This is a genomic window from Methylocucumis oryzae (assembly GCF_000963695.1).
GTDB classification, from domain to species: domain Bacteria; phylum Pseudomonadota; class Gammaproteobacteria; order Methylococcales; family Methylomonadaceae; genus Methylovulum; species Methylovulum oryzae.
Genome location: NZ_LAJX01000171.1, coordinates 1 through 17,212, shown reverse-complemented (window position 1 = coordinate 17,212; position 17,212 = coordinate 1). Strand labels below are relative to the sequence as shown.

The window sequence follows — 17,212 nt, the reverse complement described above, 5'->3', positions numbered from 1 at the left end:
TAAAGGTGGTCGCCTGTATTCTTGATAAAGTGTATGCAACAGGCAGAAAAGTAGCGGTAGGATTTAAAGAATCTATGCGCATCGTTTTTGATAAGCACCTTAGGCAGTGGAACTATACCGCCGTCCCTGAAAAGACGGCTCTGGCAATTGACTAAGTTATTTTATGCATATTCCTAATTAATTGTTGCTTAAAAGCTTTATGAACGCTATTAATCACTATGGCACTTCTTTGAGCAATACAAAACAAAAGCAAGGTAAACCAAAGACAAAAAAACCAGCCTTGGGGCGGTTGTTTTCAGGTTAGTGTTAGGCGCAATTGTTTTGAACTCAAGTAATTACAAATTTTTAGTAATTTTATATGGTTAATTCTGCCTGTTTATTTGTTACAGTTTGCTACGCCTTAAGAACTGTTCAATTTTTTAAGTAACGGGGATCGTTTTTTATTTCGGGCGAGTTTTCTAAAAGCATTTGAATAATTTTATTAAAATCATCAACACATACATTGCTAGATTGTTCAACATCTGGGTTAAAAATAGTAGCCAGTAAATCAAAAATAACTTTAGGGTATTTGTTAAGTAGATGTTGTAATTTTTTCTGTCTCCAATAAAAGTCGATTAATTTCAAAAGGGGTGAGGACGCTTTTTATGATGTTGACGGCGTCTTCAAATTCTTTGTCTAAAGCAAGGCTCATTACAGCAAAAAAACTAGAGATATCTGGATCCAAAAACTTTGCATCTTTAGGCCAGGCATTAAAAAAAGGTTTGATACGATTCTTCCAAAATTGATCATTTAGCTGGTAATTTTCTCCAAGGCAGCTTTCAATAAATCGAGCAATTGTTTTTAATCCTTCCCGACCTATAACGTTTAAGATGCTTTTCTGTTCATCATAGTTATAAAGTGCTGGATATTCAAAGCATAGCGAACTAAATAATTCAAAAATGGTTTCGGTACTATCCCCTAATTCCTTGGTGTGAAATTTTAAGCTATCTAATAAATAACCTTTTATATCTAGTCCAAGATCGGCAGAAACCTGTGGACTCCAGAGCCAGCCTTGCCATATAACAGCAGATTCCCTCGACGTGTTCCAATCTAAAAGCGGGATAAGGTTAATTCGAGTCCACCCAGCATCAATAACGTAAAAATAATGTAAGCGTGAAGCTAAGATTACGCGGGCTAGAATAAAAGGATTTCTTTCCTCATTAATTAACTTGTCTAAACGAGATAGTAAGCATTCTTCAGAGATTCTTTCATTTGCTTTGATGTTTCTTACAGAAAATCGGTTTATGAAGGCTTCAGTCAGAATTCCAATAGGATTGTTAATAGCTTGATTTTTAACACCCTCTTCTTCTATGAGTACGGGTTGGGCATGAGCCGTTAATAAATCAAAAAAGTTGCCAGAAATACGATTCTTCTTCAGTATTTATGGCAACAGAATTAACGGTTTGCTTTATCCACCATGAAACCACCCAAGCTTCTTTTACAAAAAAATTGATCTGGCAATTGAACAATAAGCTTTGCCGTTTCCAGCCAATATTGTGGATTATTTGCTTCAGATAAAGCCATGATCGACTTATGCCAAATTAGATTGTCCCAATTTGATGTGGCGGCGATATAGCCTAATGTTTCTAATGCAAAATCTGGCTTATCTCTGCAGATGTATCCAAATAAGTCTATTCGTTCTTCTTGAATAAACTCATCGGTTGATTCCGTTAGTTTTTCAATTCGTTGCTGAATAGGTAAGGTGATTAATTCGTCACGCGTAATATCACACCGATTTCCCCTGCCTGTGCTAAACCAAATATTAAATTCAGATCGCTCTCCCTCTTCTAATTTCCATCGCGGATATTTTGTCGATAAATCATTAAGTGCTGCTTGTAATTTTTTTGATAGAGTGGCGTTAAAGGATTCAAGCTTTACTAAGTGCAACCAAACCTTTCTGTCATTAATGTTTTGCCATTCGTGGTCTGTTATCTCCTGCCGAAACATCTCGCGTGGTGGCCCACTAAGAATCGCTTGTTCTAGTATTTTCAGTGCAGTGCGATTTAACTTTGGGCAAATCGAAGCCAATAACCTAAATTTTTCCCTAGTCGTTGCGCTTGACCAAAACCACCAGTGATTATCTGTTAAAAGATAATCCAATTTATCGGAAGGTGAGACGCAATCTGAATTTGCAAAAGCATCAAATATCAGTCGCTTAAAGACTGGAAATTGGAAAGTTTTCCATATTTCTAATACTGCCAAAGCTAAAGATTGGTTAGTTTTATAGGTGATATCCCAAAGGTCACGGCATAGCTCAATGAGCAATGTCCAATTATGAAATTGATTGTTTTGATCATGAGGCGAGATAGAGACTAAGTGCCACTCGCTAAAGTCATTTTTGTCATCCGCTTTTCCTAATAATTGCCAGTAATTCATTGCTTGATTCAAGAAATTGGTTATCGGCAGTAGCAATGACACTATTTCGGGATAGTATGTTTTAAGTTTCTTAAATTGATAAGTCTTAATCTGAATAACGACCTCCGCTTGGTAAGGAGGACTATCAGTATTGTTCTCCCATGGAGGGCGTTTTGAAAATTTAATTTTGGGTTCAAGCAGTTTTAATAGCGCGGATAAAGAGAATTCATCTCTACTAACTTTTATATTAGGAAACTCGTGATAAATGTTGGTAGAAATACAGTCGTTAAGTTTTAAAGCAATAATTCGCCAAAAGGTTAAATAAGGCTCATTCGGGGGATTTTTTTCAATTTTTGATTTAATGTGATGAATAAACTGAGGGTGTAAATTGGCGTTTTTTGCTAATGACCCATTCCACAAATTCTATTGATTCAAGATGATGGTCGACTAACCAATGCCAAAGAGTAAACGTTACAGGGTGAGGCTGCATTAAGTCATAAGCGATATGGTGTGAAAGTGATTGATTTTTATTTGTGGACGGCATCGCCAACAAACCCTCTTTTTCCAACACCGGTAACCACTCAATTTTCGGCGACAGTATAAAATTTTTTTGGCCGCGAAGTTTTTTTTCATCTTCTTTTTTAAGTGAATCAATGACTAGTAGAACTGATTCATCACTGTCATAAGGAGGTAACGGCTTTTTACTCGCATGAACTTTAATAATGTGCTCGATACTATCTAAACCATCACGGCAATATTCTGACCAAACTTTTAGCGTTTTATGTAGAAATATGTGGTCGTTTTCATCAGAATAGAGCAACGGTATTACGCCTTTTGCCTCCCAATCTAAGCTGGCTATTTCAAATTGGTCTTGCTTGGCTCCCACTAGACTATACGGCTGAATAAAATGTGTATACCCACGTCTTTTGTCAGCAGCAATTGCATCAGTTATATAACGCATTACAGGGTCATTTATGCTATATCCAACAAACAATACGGTGAAATGCCGAAATAGCTCCGTGACAAATCGGCTTGCCCATCGCTCAGTTAAGTATGCTGAGCCAAAATCACCACTAGTAAAAACCAGATGTTCACTGTTGGGATCTGCTTCTTCATCAATGATGCCATGTAAATAAACAATGCTTTGCCATTTGTGGGGCTTTGGAACTGGCAGTTTAGGTGCGGCATCACTGATAGCTCGCGTTGTAGGAGCAGCTAATAGAAAGCCATGATCGACATTGGTTGTAACAAGGCGATAGTTTTGTTGTTTGGTTTTTGCTAATTGCAAAATTGCAGCGTGGGTATCGACATTAGCGTTTTCTGGTAGCTTTAAGCGTGTAGCAATAGCTTTGCGTACAAGGTGCCTTTCAATTCTATCGGCTGAATAAAAACGCCCCTCTAATAATTCGAGAGCAGTATCGTAACGCCATTGCTCAATTGCCTTTTTTTTCTGGTTCTGACGGGTCTGTGGCAAGTTCTTCATATACCTTTTCAACTAATCCAGCGAATAGAGGTAAGCCAGCTGGGTATGATATTCCCGCACCGCAGAAAAAGAGTAAGTTATCATTTTCTTGAGCTTCTATTAATTTACGGGGAATGTCTGGAGCCTTTCCTGGAATAAATTTCATTTGAATTTTCGCCCTAATCAGATTGAGTTCTAGGTGTTAATCGGTGAAATTTAAACAATCTGATTTGGTAGATAAACCAGGCCCTGAAGATTATATTAAGCACAACCTCAAACGAGCTGTTTACTTGATTGAGGCTAAAGAAGGCTGGCGCGCCCGAGAGGATTCGAACCTCTGACCTCAGCCTCCGGAGGGCTGCGCTCTATCCAGCTGAGCTACGGGCGCTTGAAAAGAGCCGCGCATTATACACTAACCACTTTACGATAACATAGCCTTTAATTGCGCTAGGCTCGATTTACCGCGTTCTTTAATCACGGCTGCCGACAGTTGTTGTTTTTGTGGCCATTCTAAATCTTCGTTGGGTAATTCGCTTAAAAACCGGCTAGGTTCACATTCGCTGATGTCGCCATAACGTTTTCTATGAGTGCAATAGCTAAACGTTAACAGTTGTTGCGCCCGTGTAATCCCCACATAAGCTAGGCGGCGTTCTTCTTCTACTGAGCCTGATTCTATGCTGTTTTGATGCGGCAAAATATTTTCTTCCATGCCGACTAAAAATACATAAGGGAATTCTAAGCCTTTTGCGGCATGTAATGTCATTAAGCTGACTTGATCCAGTTGCTCATTATCGTTTTGCTGACGTTCTAAAATATCCATCAGTTGAATAGTCGCGACAACTTCATCGAGTGATTTGCGTTGCGTACTCTCTTTATCGGCAATGCGTTTAAGCCAGTCTAACAAATCATTGACATTGCGTTGCTTGCGTTCGGCGCCTTCTTTGGTTTTGCTGGTTTCGCGCAAATAATGGTGATAGCCAATTTGGTCAAGCATTTTTTCGACTAGGACAAAGGTATCGCCGCGCTGAATGGTTGTCGAATTCTCAACCACCCAGTCGTGAAACGCACTCAATCTATGCCTTGATTTTTCTGACAGCTTTTGCATTAAACCGAATTCGCTACTCGCGGCAAATAAGCTGATATGCCGCTCATTGGCATAAGCACCTAATTTTTCTAAGGTGGTTGGGCCAATTTCACGACGCGGTGTGTTGATAATACGCAAAAATGCAGCATCATCATCGTGATTGACTAATAGCCTGAGATAAGCCATGACGTCTTTGATTTCGGCAAAGCTAAAAAACGACGCACTACCACTGATGAAATAAGGGATGTTGTTTTCGCGCAAGGCTTTTTCAAATGCACGGGATTGATGGTTGCCGCGATATAAAATCGCATAGTCTTGGTAACGGCTTCCAGTGCGAAATTTATGGTGGATGATTTCAGAGACGATTTGTTGTGCTTCTAAGGCTTCGTCTTTATGGCTTAAGACGCGTAATGGCTCGCCATAACCTAATTCGCTCCAGAGTTTTTTTCTCAAAAACATGGGGATTATGGGCGATTAAATGGTTGGCAACTTTTAAAATACGTCCTGTGGAGCGGTAATTTTGTTCTAATTTGATAACGTGTAAGCGTGGAAAATCGTTTTGTAATTGCATAAGATTTTCCGGTTGGGCGCCACGCCATGCGTAAATGGATTGGTCATCATCGCCGACTACGGTAAAGCGGCCTAAATTACCGGTTAATAATTTTAGTAGTTGGTATTGCGTAGCATTGGTGTCTTGGTATTCATCGACTAATAAATAGCGTAGCTTATTTTGCCATTGCTCCAGAATTTCGCCGTGTTGTTGCAATAAAAGTACGGGTAATAAAATTAAATCGTCAAAATCGACGGCGTTATAGGCTTTTAAGCTGCGGCTATAGTCGGCATATAACAGCGCGGCGGGTTGCTGTTCGGTTGTGGCGACGCTAAGGGCTACGGTACTAGGTACAAACGCATTTTTCCAACTGCTAATCGCATGCGCATACGCATCGGTTTGTTCCGGGTCGTATTGGTTGCTATGGCTAATAAGCGTTTTTAATAACGTGAGTTTGTCTTGTTCATCAAACAGCGTAATCGCTGATTTATACGCTAAGGCTTTATGCTCTTTGCGTAAAATTTCCAAACCTAATGAGTGAAAAGTTGATACTCTAAGGCCGCGCCCGGTGCCTTGAGCTAGTAATTTACTGACACGGTGTTGCATTTCGCGCGCGGCTTTGTTGGTAAATGTGACAGCGGCGATATGCCGTGCGGCTAGACCTTGTTTGATTAAATAAGCGATTTTTTCGGTAATCACGCGCGTTTTTGCCACTACCGGCACCGGCAAGTACCAACAAAGGATGGTCGATGGTTTTAACGGCGGCTAACTGCTGGGGATTGAGTTTGGACATAAAGGGGTATTGGCTAATCTTGTGTGACTAGGGCAGGGCGCACAAGTATATAGGACACTGTTTTTCAATCAAGATGTGTTGTAGTCTTAAGTTTAGCTGAGTGTTGTTTGGCTATGTAATTAAGCCATGAGAGAATCGTTGTTATCAATTCTGAGCAAACTTTTATATCAATGAATAATCGAGCCGAGTGCGTTTTGCCTAAATCAACTCAACCCTTATCTCATCGCGCTTTATCGTTGCCTACAGCGATTAATCTGAGTGCTAAAGCGGCGCATGATCCTGTTTTAGAACGCTATTTAATTGAAACGGTGCCGGTTCAGGTGACCTATCCGCATCGTCAAGAAGTTATTTTAATCGTATTGCCAGTCACGCGTCGCATTGATTTAGTGGGTTTAGCGCGCGTGTTATCGGCTAAGCGAGCCGAATTTATTCCGCAATCTCTGATGCAGCAATGCTTTGGACAGTCAGAGCCGCTGTTGTTATTACCGTTTGCAGATAGTTACGCCGATACCCAGGTTTATTATGCCAGCGAATTACAAACGTTGACGCAGATACAATTTTGTCAGCATCAGCTTGAACAACGTGTTTTTTTAACGGCAGATGATTTTTTTGCGCGAGCAGGCAGGGTGCGTTGGTTGGAGCTTCCGACAGTAGCAAAATATAAAATCGAAGTCGCGCAAATTTTTCCAGAACAACAACGTGATGTGTTATTGCAAAAGCGTCATTGCATGTTGGGCTTTAGTTTGCAAAGCCAAAGCTTTATGCCCGCTAAGTTGGCTGGAATGGCTGAATGGATTAGCAAGCATTTTTCTGAGTGCAGTGTGTTAATCGGTGATGGTATTCATAGAATTACCTTAGAAATTAATGGTATGAGTAAAGCGCAAGCTGCCAGCCATGCGTTAAGCTTAGGGCAAGCTGTGATTGAGCAAGATGCGAGTATTTTTCAATCCTATCAGTCGCAGTGTCGGTTTCATTTAATCAGCACCGCTGCAATGCAAACCACGCCAGACTATTTTCAATATTATCAGTCTCTGACTCATTTATTTGAGCATGATGAAAAATTCCATGCGTCGGTTAACGCGTTTGCGACCAATTTTGTTGGCGAACGCCGCCTGATTGATGCCGACAGCTTAGCTTATTTTAAGCAGTTGTCGTGTCAGTATTTATTAGAGGAAATAGCGTTAACGGCCATTTTGCTTAGTCAAGGTGTCACCATTTTCGTCTATCCTGGTACGCTTAGAATTATGCAGGAATTAAGTTTAGGCGAGCATCCAGGTGTGCCTTCGGTGTTTAATCAGTTGGTTAGTATTAATCTTAGGCAGAAGAGGCGGTAACGATACTGATGCATAGAACTAAAACGGCTTAGCGTTAACCGAACTTGAACTATTGCTTTTAGCCTTTGATTAAAGCCCCTGTATAGTTTAGTTGTCGCCATGCTTCGTATAAAACAATAGCAACACTATTGGATAAATTTAAACTACGGCTTTGTTCTTTCATGGGTAGATACAGGCATTGCTCCTCTCCCAGGCTGTCACGAATCGCTAAGGGTAAACCGCGTGTTTCTGGGCCGAATAATAAACAGTCGTTCTCAGCAAAAGCAACAGTGCTAGCGATGCGTGTGCCTTTAGTGGTTAACGCAAATATCCGCTTGGGCTTTACTGTGCTTAAAAAATCTGGCCAAGATTCATGTAAGTTCAGGTTAGCCCATTCATGGTAGTCCAAACCGGCGCGGCGCAATTTTTTATTATCTAAGTCAAAGCCTAAGGGTTTTATTAAATGTAATTGAGCACCGGTATTAGCGCATAAACGGATAATATTGCCGGTATTGGCAGGTATTTCGGGTTCAAATAATACGATTTGTAACATAGTGAGTATTGAGAAGGTTGGGCTTATTAAACCCAACCTTGAAATGCGTTAGTCTTTAATCTTGATAGGCGTGAGTCGCCAAATTTCGTTGTTGTATTCAGTGATTGTTCTATCGGTAGAAAACTTGCCACTTGCCGCGCAGTTTAAAATACTCATGCGAGTCCATAAGTCTTTATCTTGATAAGCATGTTCTACGCGTTTTTGCGCTTCGACATAGCTTCTAAAATCCGCAACCGTCATCCACGGGTCTTGTGGACTAGTGAGTGACGCTAAGATGGGGTCAAAAATACCCGGCTCGAAACGATTAAAGTGACCACACTCAATTAAGTTAATGACGCGTTGCAAATCAGAATCTTGTTCGATGATGGCTTTTGGGTCGTAATGTTTTTTCATGGCTTCGACTTGGTCTTCTGTTAAGCCGAATAAAAAGAAGTTTTCTTCACCGACTTCTTCGCGAATTTCAATGTTAGCACCATCTAGCGTACCGATAGTTAATGCACCATTCATCATGAATTTCATGTTGCCGGTACCAGACGCTTCTTTGCCAGCAGTAGAAATTTGTTCTGATAAGTCAGTCCCTGGACATATCTTTTCCATCGCTGAAACGCTGTAATTAGGCAAGAACATTAGCTTTAGTTTGTTACCGACATCGGGGTCGTTATTAATAACGTTGGCCACGTTGTTGATTAATTTAATAATGCGCTTAGCCATGAAATAACCGGGTGCCGCTTTACCACCGATTAATACACAACGTTTAGTCCAGTTTTGCGTGTCGTGGCGCTTGATACGGTCATATAAATGAATGACATGCAGTACATTAAGCAGTTGGCGTTTATATTCATGAATACGCTTAACTTGTACATCGAATAACGCATCATGATCGAATTCAATGTTTAACTCGCGCCGTTTTAAGTCTATGAGTTTTTGTTTGGCTTGTTGCTTAGCTTCGCGCCAGCGTTGTTTAAACTGAGGGTCATCGGCATAGGCTTTTAAGCGACTCAGTTGTGATAAATCGGTAATCCATGCCGAGCCTATGGTTTCGGTGATTAATTGAGACAGTTCAGGGTTACACGCAGCTAGCCAACGTCTAGGTGTTACACCGTTGGTCTTGTTGTTAAATTTATGCGGCCAAAATTCATAAAAATCTTTAAATAAGCCTTGTTGTAATAATTTTGAGTGTAGTTCAGCTACACCGTTAACCGAATAGCTACCGACGATAGCTAGATAAGCCATTCTGACATATTGAGTATGGCCTTCTTCGATTAAGGACATACGCGCGATTCGCTCCATATCGCCTGGATAATGCGCCGAAACCTCTGCTAAGAATCGGGCATTAATCTCAAAAATAATTTCCATGATTCTGGGTAATAACTGTTTTACCAATGTCACCGGCCAACGCTCTAATGCTTCTGGCAATAACGTGTGGTTGGTATAAGCCATTGTTTGGCTGGTAATAGTCCAGGCTTGTTCCCATGGTAAGTTATGTATATCGATTAATAAGCGCATTAACTCGGCAACAGCGATGCTTGGATGCGTGTCGTTGAGCTGAAAGCAGTTTTTTGCAGCAAAATTCGTAAAATTATTGCCGTGTCGGCCTATCCAGCCACCAATGACATCTTGTAAGCTCGCTGACGTTAGTAAATACTGTTGTTGTAAGCGAAGTGCTTTGCCGTTTTCATTGGCGTCGTTGGGATATAACACCATCGTGATATTTTCGGCGGTGTTTTTAGCGGCGACCGATTCGGCGTAATCACCGGCATTAAATTCTTGTAAGTCAAACTCTTCTGTTGCGCTGGCTTTCCATAAACGCAAGGTATTAACGGTGTTATTTCTAAAGCCAGGTATTGGCGTATCGAATGGTACGGCTAAAATATCATGGGTATCCAGCCAGCAAACTTTTTTTTGTTACCTTCTTCATCGGTGTGAACTTCTGTGCGTCCACCAAATTTTATGCGTTGGGTATACTCTGAGCGTTCAATTTCCCACATATTACCGTTACGCAGCCAATGGTCAGGTTTTTCTACTTGCTCGCCATGCGCAATGTCTTGGGTAAACATGCCATATTCATAGCGTAGACCATAGCCTGTGACCGGTAGTTGTAAGGTTGCACATGAGTCGATAAAGCAAGCGGCTAATCTACCTAAGCCGCCATTACCTAAACCTGCGTCTGGTTCGCTTTCGACAAGCTCTTCTAACTCTAAGCCTAAGCTATACATCGCGTGATTGACATTGTCATCAATACCGAGATTTAGCATGGCATTGCTTAATGTGCGTCCCATTAAAAATTCCATGGACAGATAATACGCCCGACGGCAGTCCAATTGTTTGTAAGTGTTGTAGGTTTTTTTCCAGCGTTCGATTAAGCGATCACTAATGGCTAATGATAATGCTTCATAGGCATAATGTGGCGAGCGGCAATGTTCATCACGACCTAAGCGATGACCATAGTAACGTTTAAAGTCTTCGACGAGATGTCGTTCTTCCATGCCTAATTCTGGCAATACCGTAATCGTTGATTTTGGCTGGCTTTTTTTGAAAACTCTATGTGGCATGATGGCTTGGTTCGGTTAAATAAAAATAAACAGTGGTTTTGATAGACGTGTGGCGGAATTACTCGGCTAAACGTTTATAACCACCTCGGTAATATAAAATGGGTTGACCGGTACGACACAAGCTGTTTTGCACTTCACCAATCATAATCCAATGAGTACCGGCAAGCGTTTTGTCTACTAGCTTGCATTCTAAACTCATAAGACTGTCGGTTAGCACCGGTACGCCGTGAATGCCTGGTTGCCATGGGGTATTGGCAAAACGTTCTTGTTGACTACACCCGCCTGCAAATTGATTTGAGACGTCTTGTTGGTCTTGGCTAAGCACATTGACTGCGAAATACCCGCCAGTTTGTATGCCTTCGCCCGTGTCAGCACGTTCGTTTAAGCATACTAAAATCTGCGGAGGGTCAACAGATACGCTAGAAAACGCAGTGACTGTCATGCCCTGTAGACCGAATTTGTCCGAATAAGTGGTGACTACGGTGATACCGCTAGCCCATAGTTGTAACGCTTGTTTAAATTCGTCTGCGCTTACGCTCATCGATAATTCCGAAGTTAGAGAGATGGTAGAAGGTGTTTGGGCTACACACTTTAGTTGGGGCAGGGTATTCAGAGTGCAGGACGCCGTGAATACATCCCTGTAGGCTTGGCGGCAGCATCCATGCTGCCAACACCTGTACTCTGAATACCCTGTCCCGCCTTACGTCGGTAGCCGGTGTTTGCTACATATTAGCAATTAATGCATCAGCAAATTCACTGCATTTAATTTCTGTAGCGGCATCCATTAAGCGGGCAAAATCATACGTGACACGCTTAGATGCAATGGTGGCATCCATTGCCTGAATAATCGCATCGGCCGCTTCGGTCCAACCTAAGTAGCGCAACATCATTTCGCCAGACAAAATCAGCGAGCCAGGATTAACCTTGTCCAAATTAGCGTATTTAGGGGCCGTGCCGTGGGTGGCTTCAAACACAGCGGTACCTGTTAAAAAATTGATGTTACCACCTGGAGCAATACCAATTCCGCCTACTTGTGCAGCTAACGCGTCAGAAAGATAATCACCGTTTAAATTGAGTGTTGCAATGACGTCAAAATCTTCAGGTCGGGTCAGCACTTGTTGTAACGCAATATCAGCAATGGCATCTTTGATTAAAATTTTACCATTGGCTAGTGCGTCAGCTTGCTCGGCATTAGCCGCTGCTTCGCCTTTTTCGTCTTTGGTTTTTTCCGATTGCCGCCAGGTATAGGTTTGCTCAGCAAACTCGTTTTCCGCTAAGGCATAAGCCCAATTGCGAAAAGCACCCTCAGTATATTTCATGATATTGCCTTTATGAACAATCGTTACGCTACGACGTTGGTTTTTAATAGCGTAGTCAATCGCTGCGCGCATTAAGCGTTCTGTGCCTTCAGAAGACACCGGTTTAATGCCTATACCACTGGTCAGTGGGAAGCGTATTTTTTTAAACTGGTCTGGAAAGTGTTCTTTAAGCAGTGCTAAAAACGTTCGCAGTCGCTGCTGTTTTTGCGCAAATTCTAAGCCTGCATAGATGTCTTCAGTGTTTTCACGAAATATCACCATATCAACCGATTTAGGGTTTTTTACCGGTGACGGTACGCCGTTAAACCAGCGCACGGGTCTTAAACACACGTACATGTCCAGCATTTGCCTTAAGGCAACGTTTAGCGAACGAATGCCACCGCCAATAGGCGTGGTTAACGGACCTTTAATCGAAACTAAGTAGTTTTTACACGCATCGACCGTTGCATCAGGTAACCAGGTATCGAATAACCGATAGGCTTTTTCGCCGGCGTAGACTTCTAACCATTGAATCTTACGCTGGTCTTGATAACTTTTAGCAACGGCTGCGTCTAGCACTCTAACGGTTGCCCGCCAAATGTCTGGCCCAGTACCGTCACCTTCGATATAAGGAATAATAGGCTGGTCAGGGACTATAAGCCGTCCATGTTGCATAGTAATAGCATTGCTGTTCAATACTGGATTATTCATGGCAAATCCTTAGACGTGCGGAGGAAAGTGGCTGAAGACTATCATAGCAAAAGCTACGCTTTTTGAATAATTAAGCCGGGTCGCTGGTAAAAATTTAATAGATGCCTTTATAATCGCAGTCAATGCTGAGGAAATAATCTTCGGTACAATCACTATATTTAACTCGATAGGAGAAATTATGCACGCAGTGACGTTAATCAAAGGCGATGGTATTGGTCCTTCAATCATGGATGAGGCGGTGAAAGTTATTAATGCATCCGGTGTTAAGATTGCTTGGGAAGACGCTTATGCAGGTATGGCGGCTTATGAAAAAGTTTGGTACGCCATTACCTAATGAAACCATGGATTCTTTCGATAAAACCCGTGTGGCGTTTAAAGGACCGTTAACCACGGTGGTGGGCAAGGGGTTTAGAAGCATTAATGTTGCATTGCGTCAACAATACGATCTTTATGCCAATGTTAGACCGGCGAAAAGCTGGGAAGGTGTTAAAACGCGTTATGACGCAGTTGATATAGTCATTGTTAGGGAAAACACCGAAGGCTTGTATGCAGGTTTAGAGCATTATTTAACGCCTAAAAAAGATATTGCTGAAAGCTTGGCGGTGGTTACGCGTGCGGCCTCTGAGCGTATTATCGACTATGCGTTTAAGTATGCTAGAGACAATAAGCGTAAACGCGTCACTGCTTGTCATAAAGCTAATATTTTGAAGTACACTCAAGGCTTGTTTTTAGATATTGCCCGCGAAATCGCGCCGCGTTATCCCGATATTGAATTTGATGAAAAAATCATCGACGCTGCGTGTATGCATATGGTGATGAATCCACAACAATTTGATGTTGTCGTCTGTACTAATATGTTTGGCGATATTTTATCTGATTTAACAGCCGGATTAGTCGGTGGTTTAGGGTTGATACCAGGCGCCAACATCGGCGCCGATGCGGCATTATTTGAAGCGGTACATGGTAGCGCGCCTGACATTGTGGGCAAAAACATTGCTAATCCTACCGCTGTAATTATGGCGGGAGCAATGATGTTAAGTCATTTAGGTGAACTTGAAGCCAGTGCGCGCGTAGTCGCTGCTGTGCAAAAAAGTTATTAGCGAAGGTCGCTATGTAACACCAGATTTAAACCCTAATTCAACGACAGGAACTGATGGTATGGGCGACGCGATTGTTGCCGCAATGGCATAGCTATGAGCCGTTTAGGCTATGCACTTAAGGCTGGACAATACCAAGTAGGGACAGGGCGTTCAGAGCGCAGGTGTTGGCAGCAGGGATGCTGCCGTCAAGCCTACAGGGATGTATTTACGGCGTCCTGCGCTCTGAATGCCCTGTCCCTACTTAAGATGGTAGCCGCCGTTTGCTATCTGTGCGGCTAGAGCGCAAATGGTGTTGTTTACCAAACTCTGAATTCACCGGTGTCCATGTGGACAAAATTGGCGTAAGGATAATAGCCTACGCCACCGCGTTGTAATGCCAGCGCGGCATTTTTTATCGTGCGGGATGAAACGCCTTCCATGCGTATATCTATTGCTCTGCCTTCCATGTGTAAACTGTGTTTAGCGACACGTCTGCTATGGTGGCGCAGTGAGGCATTGGTATACGGTGAGCGGTAAGCTGAGATGACTTGGAAAGGTTTGCTGGTGGTTAGCAATTGTTTAACGTCGAACAACTGATCTAATAACACGGGGTCTACGGTGTGTATTGTATCGGTGTGATAGTCGCGGCATAAATAATTCACTTCATGCAACGCATCAGGTAAGTACCGGCCATGCTCAAAATAAGTGACATTAATATGTTCACCGGTATTAACATTGCTTAATGCTAAGGTTTTGTGACTGACAAAACGATTAATGTAAGCTTGTCTAATAGGCTGTTCTTCAACCGCTTCATGAAGAGCTTCGTGGTGGTGGGGGTGGTGTACAGCGTGGTGATGGGATTTATGATGGGTAGTTTTTGTGTGGTGATGGGCAACATGCTTGTGTGCTTTGCTGCTATGACTAGCATGGTGATAAACCTTGTGAACTTTAGCTTGGGCCTCGGCAATGCTTAAACCCGTTAACACTGAACCCATAGCTAATTGTCGTAAAAAGCGCCGACGCGACGGCATAGCCGCATTTAACGCCATGGATGGCGTGTAGTAGGGCAACGCAGGAGCAGTTGCCGAATCACTAAAGTCGTTCGTATCAGAGGAGTTGCTTAGCATAAAAATTCCAAAAGTTTTGTTAAATTTTCACGCTCCATTCTTAAGCATTGCTTAAAGCGAGCTTGCTAAAACTAAATACTGTGATGAATAACTCGATACAATCCTGATAAGGCGTAGGTTTACGATGATGAAAGAAGGAAAATGTCATGACTAAAAAAACTCAAAAACCCTCTATGTATTTAACAGAGGTGAAAGCCCTTTCGGATCGGATTGTCAAAGCGCAGCAACCGATTAGGATTTTGGATGCGATTAAATGGGATGACAGTATTAAGCAGGCGTTTTTACAAAGCGGGTGTAAACATTTGCCGTTAATCGACGCTGACTATTATTTGCAACGACCGCTAGGTTTTGACCCTGACCAAAAAAAACAAGAGTTTCATCAGATTGAGCGGGATTTAATGCGTAAACTCGGTCAGTTAAATCCATTAAGTGTCATTATGCGAAGGATTTGTCGCGAGTATCAAGACGTTGTTCGTATGCTAGAAAAACGCGGTAGTGCGACATTTTGTAATATTTCCCAAGAGTTATACGGTTCATCGCAAGACGTGTTTCATGTCGGTGATCCGACATTAGCTGATTTAGGCAGCATGATGGAGCAAACCTTAACGCAATTATTGCAATTGGAGTTTTTAACCGAAGAGCCAAAAACGATTAATGCTAAAGATGCTGTTGCAATATTAAACGAAAAAATTCAAGCGGTATTTCCAGGCGATGGCTTACGCGCGATGATTAGCGATGGCATTGTTTCCGATGCCGCCGCTGGTACGGATTACGTTAAGTTGCGTGCCGATGCGATGTTTAATATGCACGACTTGCGCGTGTTAGAAGTGCATGAAATCTGGGTGCATTTAGGTACAACGCTTAATGGCATGGCGCAACCCTATTGTACGTTTTTAGGTAAAGGGCCGCCTTCTGCGACCGTGACTCAAGAGGGATTAGCGGTATTAATGGAAATCCTGTCATTTAGCTCATCGCCAGAGCGTTTAATGCGCTTAATTAATCGGGTGCGCGCGATTACACTAGCCGAAGAGGGAGCTGACTTTATGGAAATATTCCGGTTCTTTAAAGCAAAAGGTTTAGATGATGAAGATAGCTACACTTATAGTAGCCGCGTGTTTAGGGGGAGTAGCGCACAAGGGATGCCTTTTACCAAAGACTTAACCTATATTAAAGGTTTTGTGTTGACGTATAACTTCATGCGCTTAGCGGTTAGCAAAGGTAAGCCCGATAGAATTCCGTTGTTGTTTTGTGGTAAGACGATGATTGAAGATATGAAAGTCTTAGTCGATTTAGTCGAAGAAGGTACGGTGATTCCACCTCGGTTTTTGCCGCCGCAGTTTAAGGATTTAATGGGACTATCGGCTTGGTTGAGTTTTAGTCGATTCATGACATCGTTGAATTTTAGGCAGTTAGAGCAAGATTATGCCAATGTTCTATAGATAGCCGTCTTGGCTTGGGTAGTTGGCAGCAGTTCTGTAGTTTTTTGATTGACAAGAATCATTTGAATATTAGATAGTTCGCGGCCTATTGTTAAGGTATTCAAAAAAAATGACTGTTTTGTTAAAAAAATCTGCGGAGTTAATGTGTTAAAATCGGGTTATAAATCCACTCAAAAACCACGTGAAGGCGAAATTTGCATAGACGCTTCACAATTGCGGCCGGGCGTGCATGTCCGGTTGCCTTTATCGTGGATGGAACATGAGTTTGTTTTTAACTCGTTTATTATCGCAGATGAAGAGCAAGCTAAACGCATTGCGGCAATGAATTTGCCACAGATTTTTTGCGATGTTAAGCGTAGTAAAGTACCGCCATTGCCCAAACAAGAAGCGACAGCCGATAACCAGCCGACTGAAGATGAAAAATTAAGATTTTCAGAGCTGAAAGCGCAGTTGATGGCCGAAAAGGCCGAAACGCGCAAAAGTCATGACGACAATACGCAAGCGTTTAGACAACGCGCAAAACCATTATATTGGCGCTGCAAAAATGGTTGTCGGCGCCTTTAAATCGTTTAGCCACAATACTAAAGAAAGTATTAAACAAATATCAGATGTTAGCGAGCGCTCAGCGGCTGCATTATTATCTGACCCTGATAGTGCGCTTGTGTTGATTACTGAAAAAGGTCAGCATGATGGCTTTGCCGCTCATGCGTTATCGGTGATGACGCTAGCGTTGCTGTTAGGCAAGCAAACAGGCTTACCTGAAGAAGCGTTACGAGCTATAGGTATAGGCGCCTTATTGCATGATGTTGGTAAACTAAGCTTTCATCCCTCTATGCTACGCAATCAGCATCGTAATA

Annotated in this window: 12 protein-coding genes, 1 tRNA gene and 3 pseudogenes; 5 read left to right on the top strand and 11 right to left on the bottom strand. The window is 42.2% G+C overall.

From position 1 onward, the window contains the following. Nucleotides 1–411 precede the first annotated feature (411 nt). The 6 genes and pseudogenes from VZ94_RS15615 to rep form a co-directional block, all read right to left on the bottom strand. Nucleotides 412–624, bottom strand: coding sequence for a hypothetical protein (locus VZ94_RS15615; protein WP_045779941.1), 213 nt, complete (start codon nucleotides 622–624; stop codon nucleotides 412–414). A gap of 810 nt (nucleotides 625–1,434) precedes the next feature. Next, on the bottom strand, nucleotides 1,435–2,814 hold the full coding sequence (locus VZ94_RS15610) for a hypothetical protein (RefSeq protein WP_045779940.1): 1,380 nt from the start codon (nucleotides 2,812–2,814) through the stop codon (nucleotides 1,435–1,437). Further along, nucleotides 2,753–3,682, bottom strand: coding sequence for an SIR2 family protein (locus VZ94_RS15605; protein ID WP_157844955.1), 930 nt, complete (start codon nucleotides 3,680–3,682; stop codon nucleotides 2,753–2,755). Before VZ94_RS15605 ends, VZ94_RS15610 begins: the two co-directional genes overlap by 62 nt. 145 nt (nucleotides 3,683–3,827) lie before the next feature. Then, nucleotides 3,828–4,022, bottom strand: a complete 195-nt coding sequence (locus VZ94_RS25585) for a hypothetical protein (protein WP_131655588.1) — start codon at nucleotides 4,020–4,022, stop codon at nucleotides 3,828–3,830. A gap of 145 nt (nucleotides 4,023–4,167) precedes the next feature. After that, nucleotides 4,168–4,244, bottom strand: a tRNA-Arg gene (locus tag VZ94_RS15600). A 33-nt stretch (nucleotides 4,245–4,277) separates the two neighbouring features. Beyond that, a pseudogene (gene rep, locus VZ94_RS30965) lies at nucleotides 4,278–6,283 on the bottom strand (DNA helicase Rep). A 194-nt stretch (nucleotides 6,284–6,477) separates the two neighbouring features. On the opposite strand from rep, the gene VZ94_RS15590 reads away from it, so the two are divergent. Further along, a complete protein-coding gene (locus tag VZ94_RS15590; protein WP_045779938.1) occupies nucleotides 6,478–7,617 on the top strand; it encodes a tRNA-dependent cyclodipeptide synthase in 1,140 nt (379 codons plus the stop codon). 58 nt (nucleotides 7,618–7,675) lie between these two features. Here VZ94_RS15590 and trmL read toward each other — a convergent pair whose 3' ends face one another. The 4 genes and pseudogenes from trmL to icd all read right to left on the bottom strand — a co-directional run bounded on the left by trmL (nucleotide 7,676) and on the right by icd (nucleotide 12,710). Next, entirely contained in the window at nucleotides 7,676–8,149 is a 474-nt protein-coding gene (trmL, locus tag VZ94_RS15585) for a tRNA (uridine(34)/cytosine(34)/5-carboxymethylaminomethyluridine(34)-2'-O)-methyltransferase TrmL (protein ID WP_045779937.1), read from the bottom strand. Between the two features lie 48 nt (nucleotides 8,150–8,197). Then, nucleotides 8,198–10,701, bottom strand: a pseudogene (locus VZ94_RS15580) (glycogen/starch/alpha-glucan phosphorylase). Nucleotides 10,702–10,759: 58 nt separating this feature from the next. After that, the gene (locus tag VZ94_RS15575) at nucleotides 10,760–11,242 is read right to left on the bottom strand and encodes a flavin reductase family protein (protein ID WP_045779936.1); all 483 of its coding nucleotides are present in this window, start codon (nucleotides 11,240–11,242) and stop codon (nucleotides 10,760–10,762) included. A 181-nt stretch (nucleotides 11,243–11,423) separates the two neighbouring features. Beyond that, nucleotides 11,424–12,710, bottom strand: coding sequence for an NADP-dependent isocitrate dehydrogenase (icd, locus tag VZ94_RS15570; protein WP_045779935.1), 1,287 nt, complete (start codon nucleotides 12,708–12,710; stop codon nucleotides 11,424–11,426). A 178-nt stretch (nucleotides 12,711–12,888) separates the two neighbouring features. On the opposite strand from icd, the pseudogene VZ94_RS15565 reads away from it, so the two are divergent. After that, nucleotides 12,889–13,901 (top strand): annotated as a pseudogene (locus tag VZ94_RS15565) (isocitrate/isopropylmalate dehydrogenase family protein). 205 nt (nucleotides 13,902–14,106) lie between these two features. Here VZ94_RS15565 and VZ94_RS24605 read toward each other — a convergent pair. After that, a complete protein-coding gene (locus tag VZ94_RS24605; protein WP_239649990.1) occupies nucleotides 14,107–14,916 on the bottom strand; it encodes a peptidoglycan L,D-endopeptidase MepK in 810 nt (269 codons plus the stop codon). Between the two features lie 146 nt (nucleotides 14,917–15,062). Here VZ94_RS24605 and VZ94_RS15555 point away from each other — a divergent pair, with 146 nt between their 5' ends. The 3 genes from VZ94_RS15555 to VZ94_RS23375 all read left to right on the top strand — a co-directional run. Continuing rightward, on the top strand, nucleotides 15,063–16,355 hold the full coding sequence (locus VZ94_RS15555) for a flavohemoglobin expression-modulating QEGLA motif protein (protein WP_045779933.1): 1,293 nt from the start codon (nucleotides 15,063–15,065) through the stop codon (nucleotides 16,353–16,355). Nucleotides 16,356–16,499: 144 nt separating this feature from the next. Continuing rightward, nucleotides 16,500–16,919 carry a DUF3391 domain-containing protein gene (locus VZ94_RS23380; RefSeq protein ID WP_052700618.1) on the top strand — a complete coding sequence of 140 codons (420 nt, stop codon included), beginning with the start codon at nucleotides 16,500–16,502 and terminating at the stop codon, nucleotides 16,917–16,919. After that, nucleotides 16,900–17,212 (top strand): HD domain-containing protein (locus VZ94_RS23375; RefSeq protein ID WP_192828668.1); only part of this gene is annotated, 313 nt, incomplete at its 3' end. The genes VZ94_RS23380 and VZ94_RS23375, both read left to right, overlap by 20 nt.

Excerpts from the sequence above, each read along its gene's own strand:
- VZ94_RS25585 (WP_131655588.1), bottom strand. The coding sequence starts at position 4,022 with ATGAAATTTATTCCAGGAAAGGCTCCAGACATTCCCCGTAAATTAATA.
- trmL (WP_045779937.1), bottom strand. The coding sequence starts at position 8,149 with ATGTTACAAATCGTATTATTTGAACCCGAAATACCTGCCAATACCGGC.
- VZ94_RS15575 (WP_045779936.1), bottom strand. The coding sequence starts at position 11,242 with ATGAGCGTAAGCGCAGACGAATTTAAACAAGCGTTACAACTATGGGCT.
- icd (WP_045779935.1), bottom strand. The coding sequence starts at position 12,710 with ATGAATAATCCAGTATTGAACAGCAATGCTATTACTATGCAACATGGA.
- VZ94_RS24605 (WP_239649990.1), bottom strand. The coding sequence starts at position 14,916 with ATGCTAAGCAACTCCTCTGATACGAACGACTTTAGTGATTCGGCAACT.
- VZ94_RS15555 (WP_045779933.1), top strand. The coding sequence starts at position 15,063 with ATGACTAAAAAAACTCAAAAACCCTCTATGTATTTAACAGAGGTGAAA.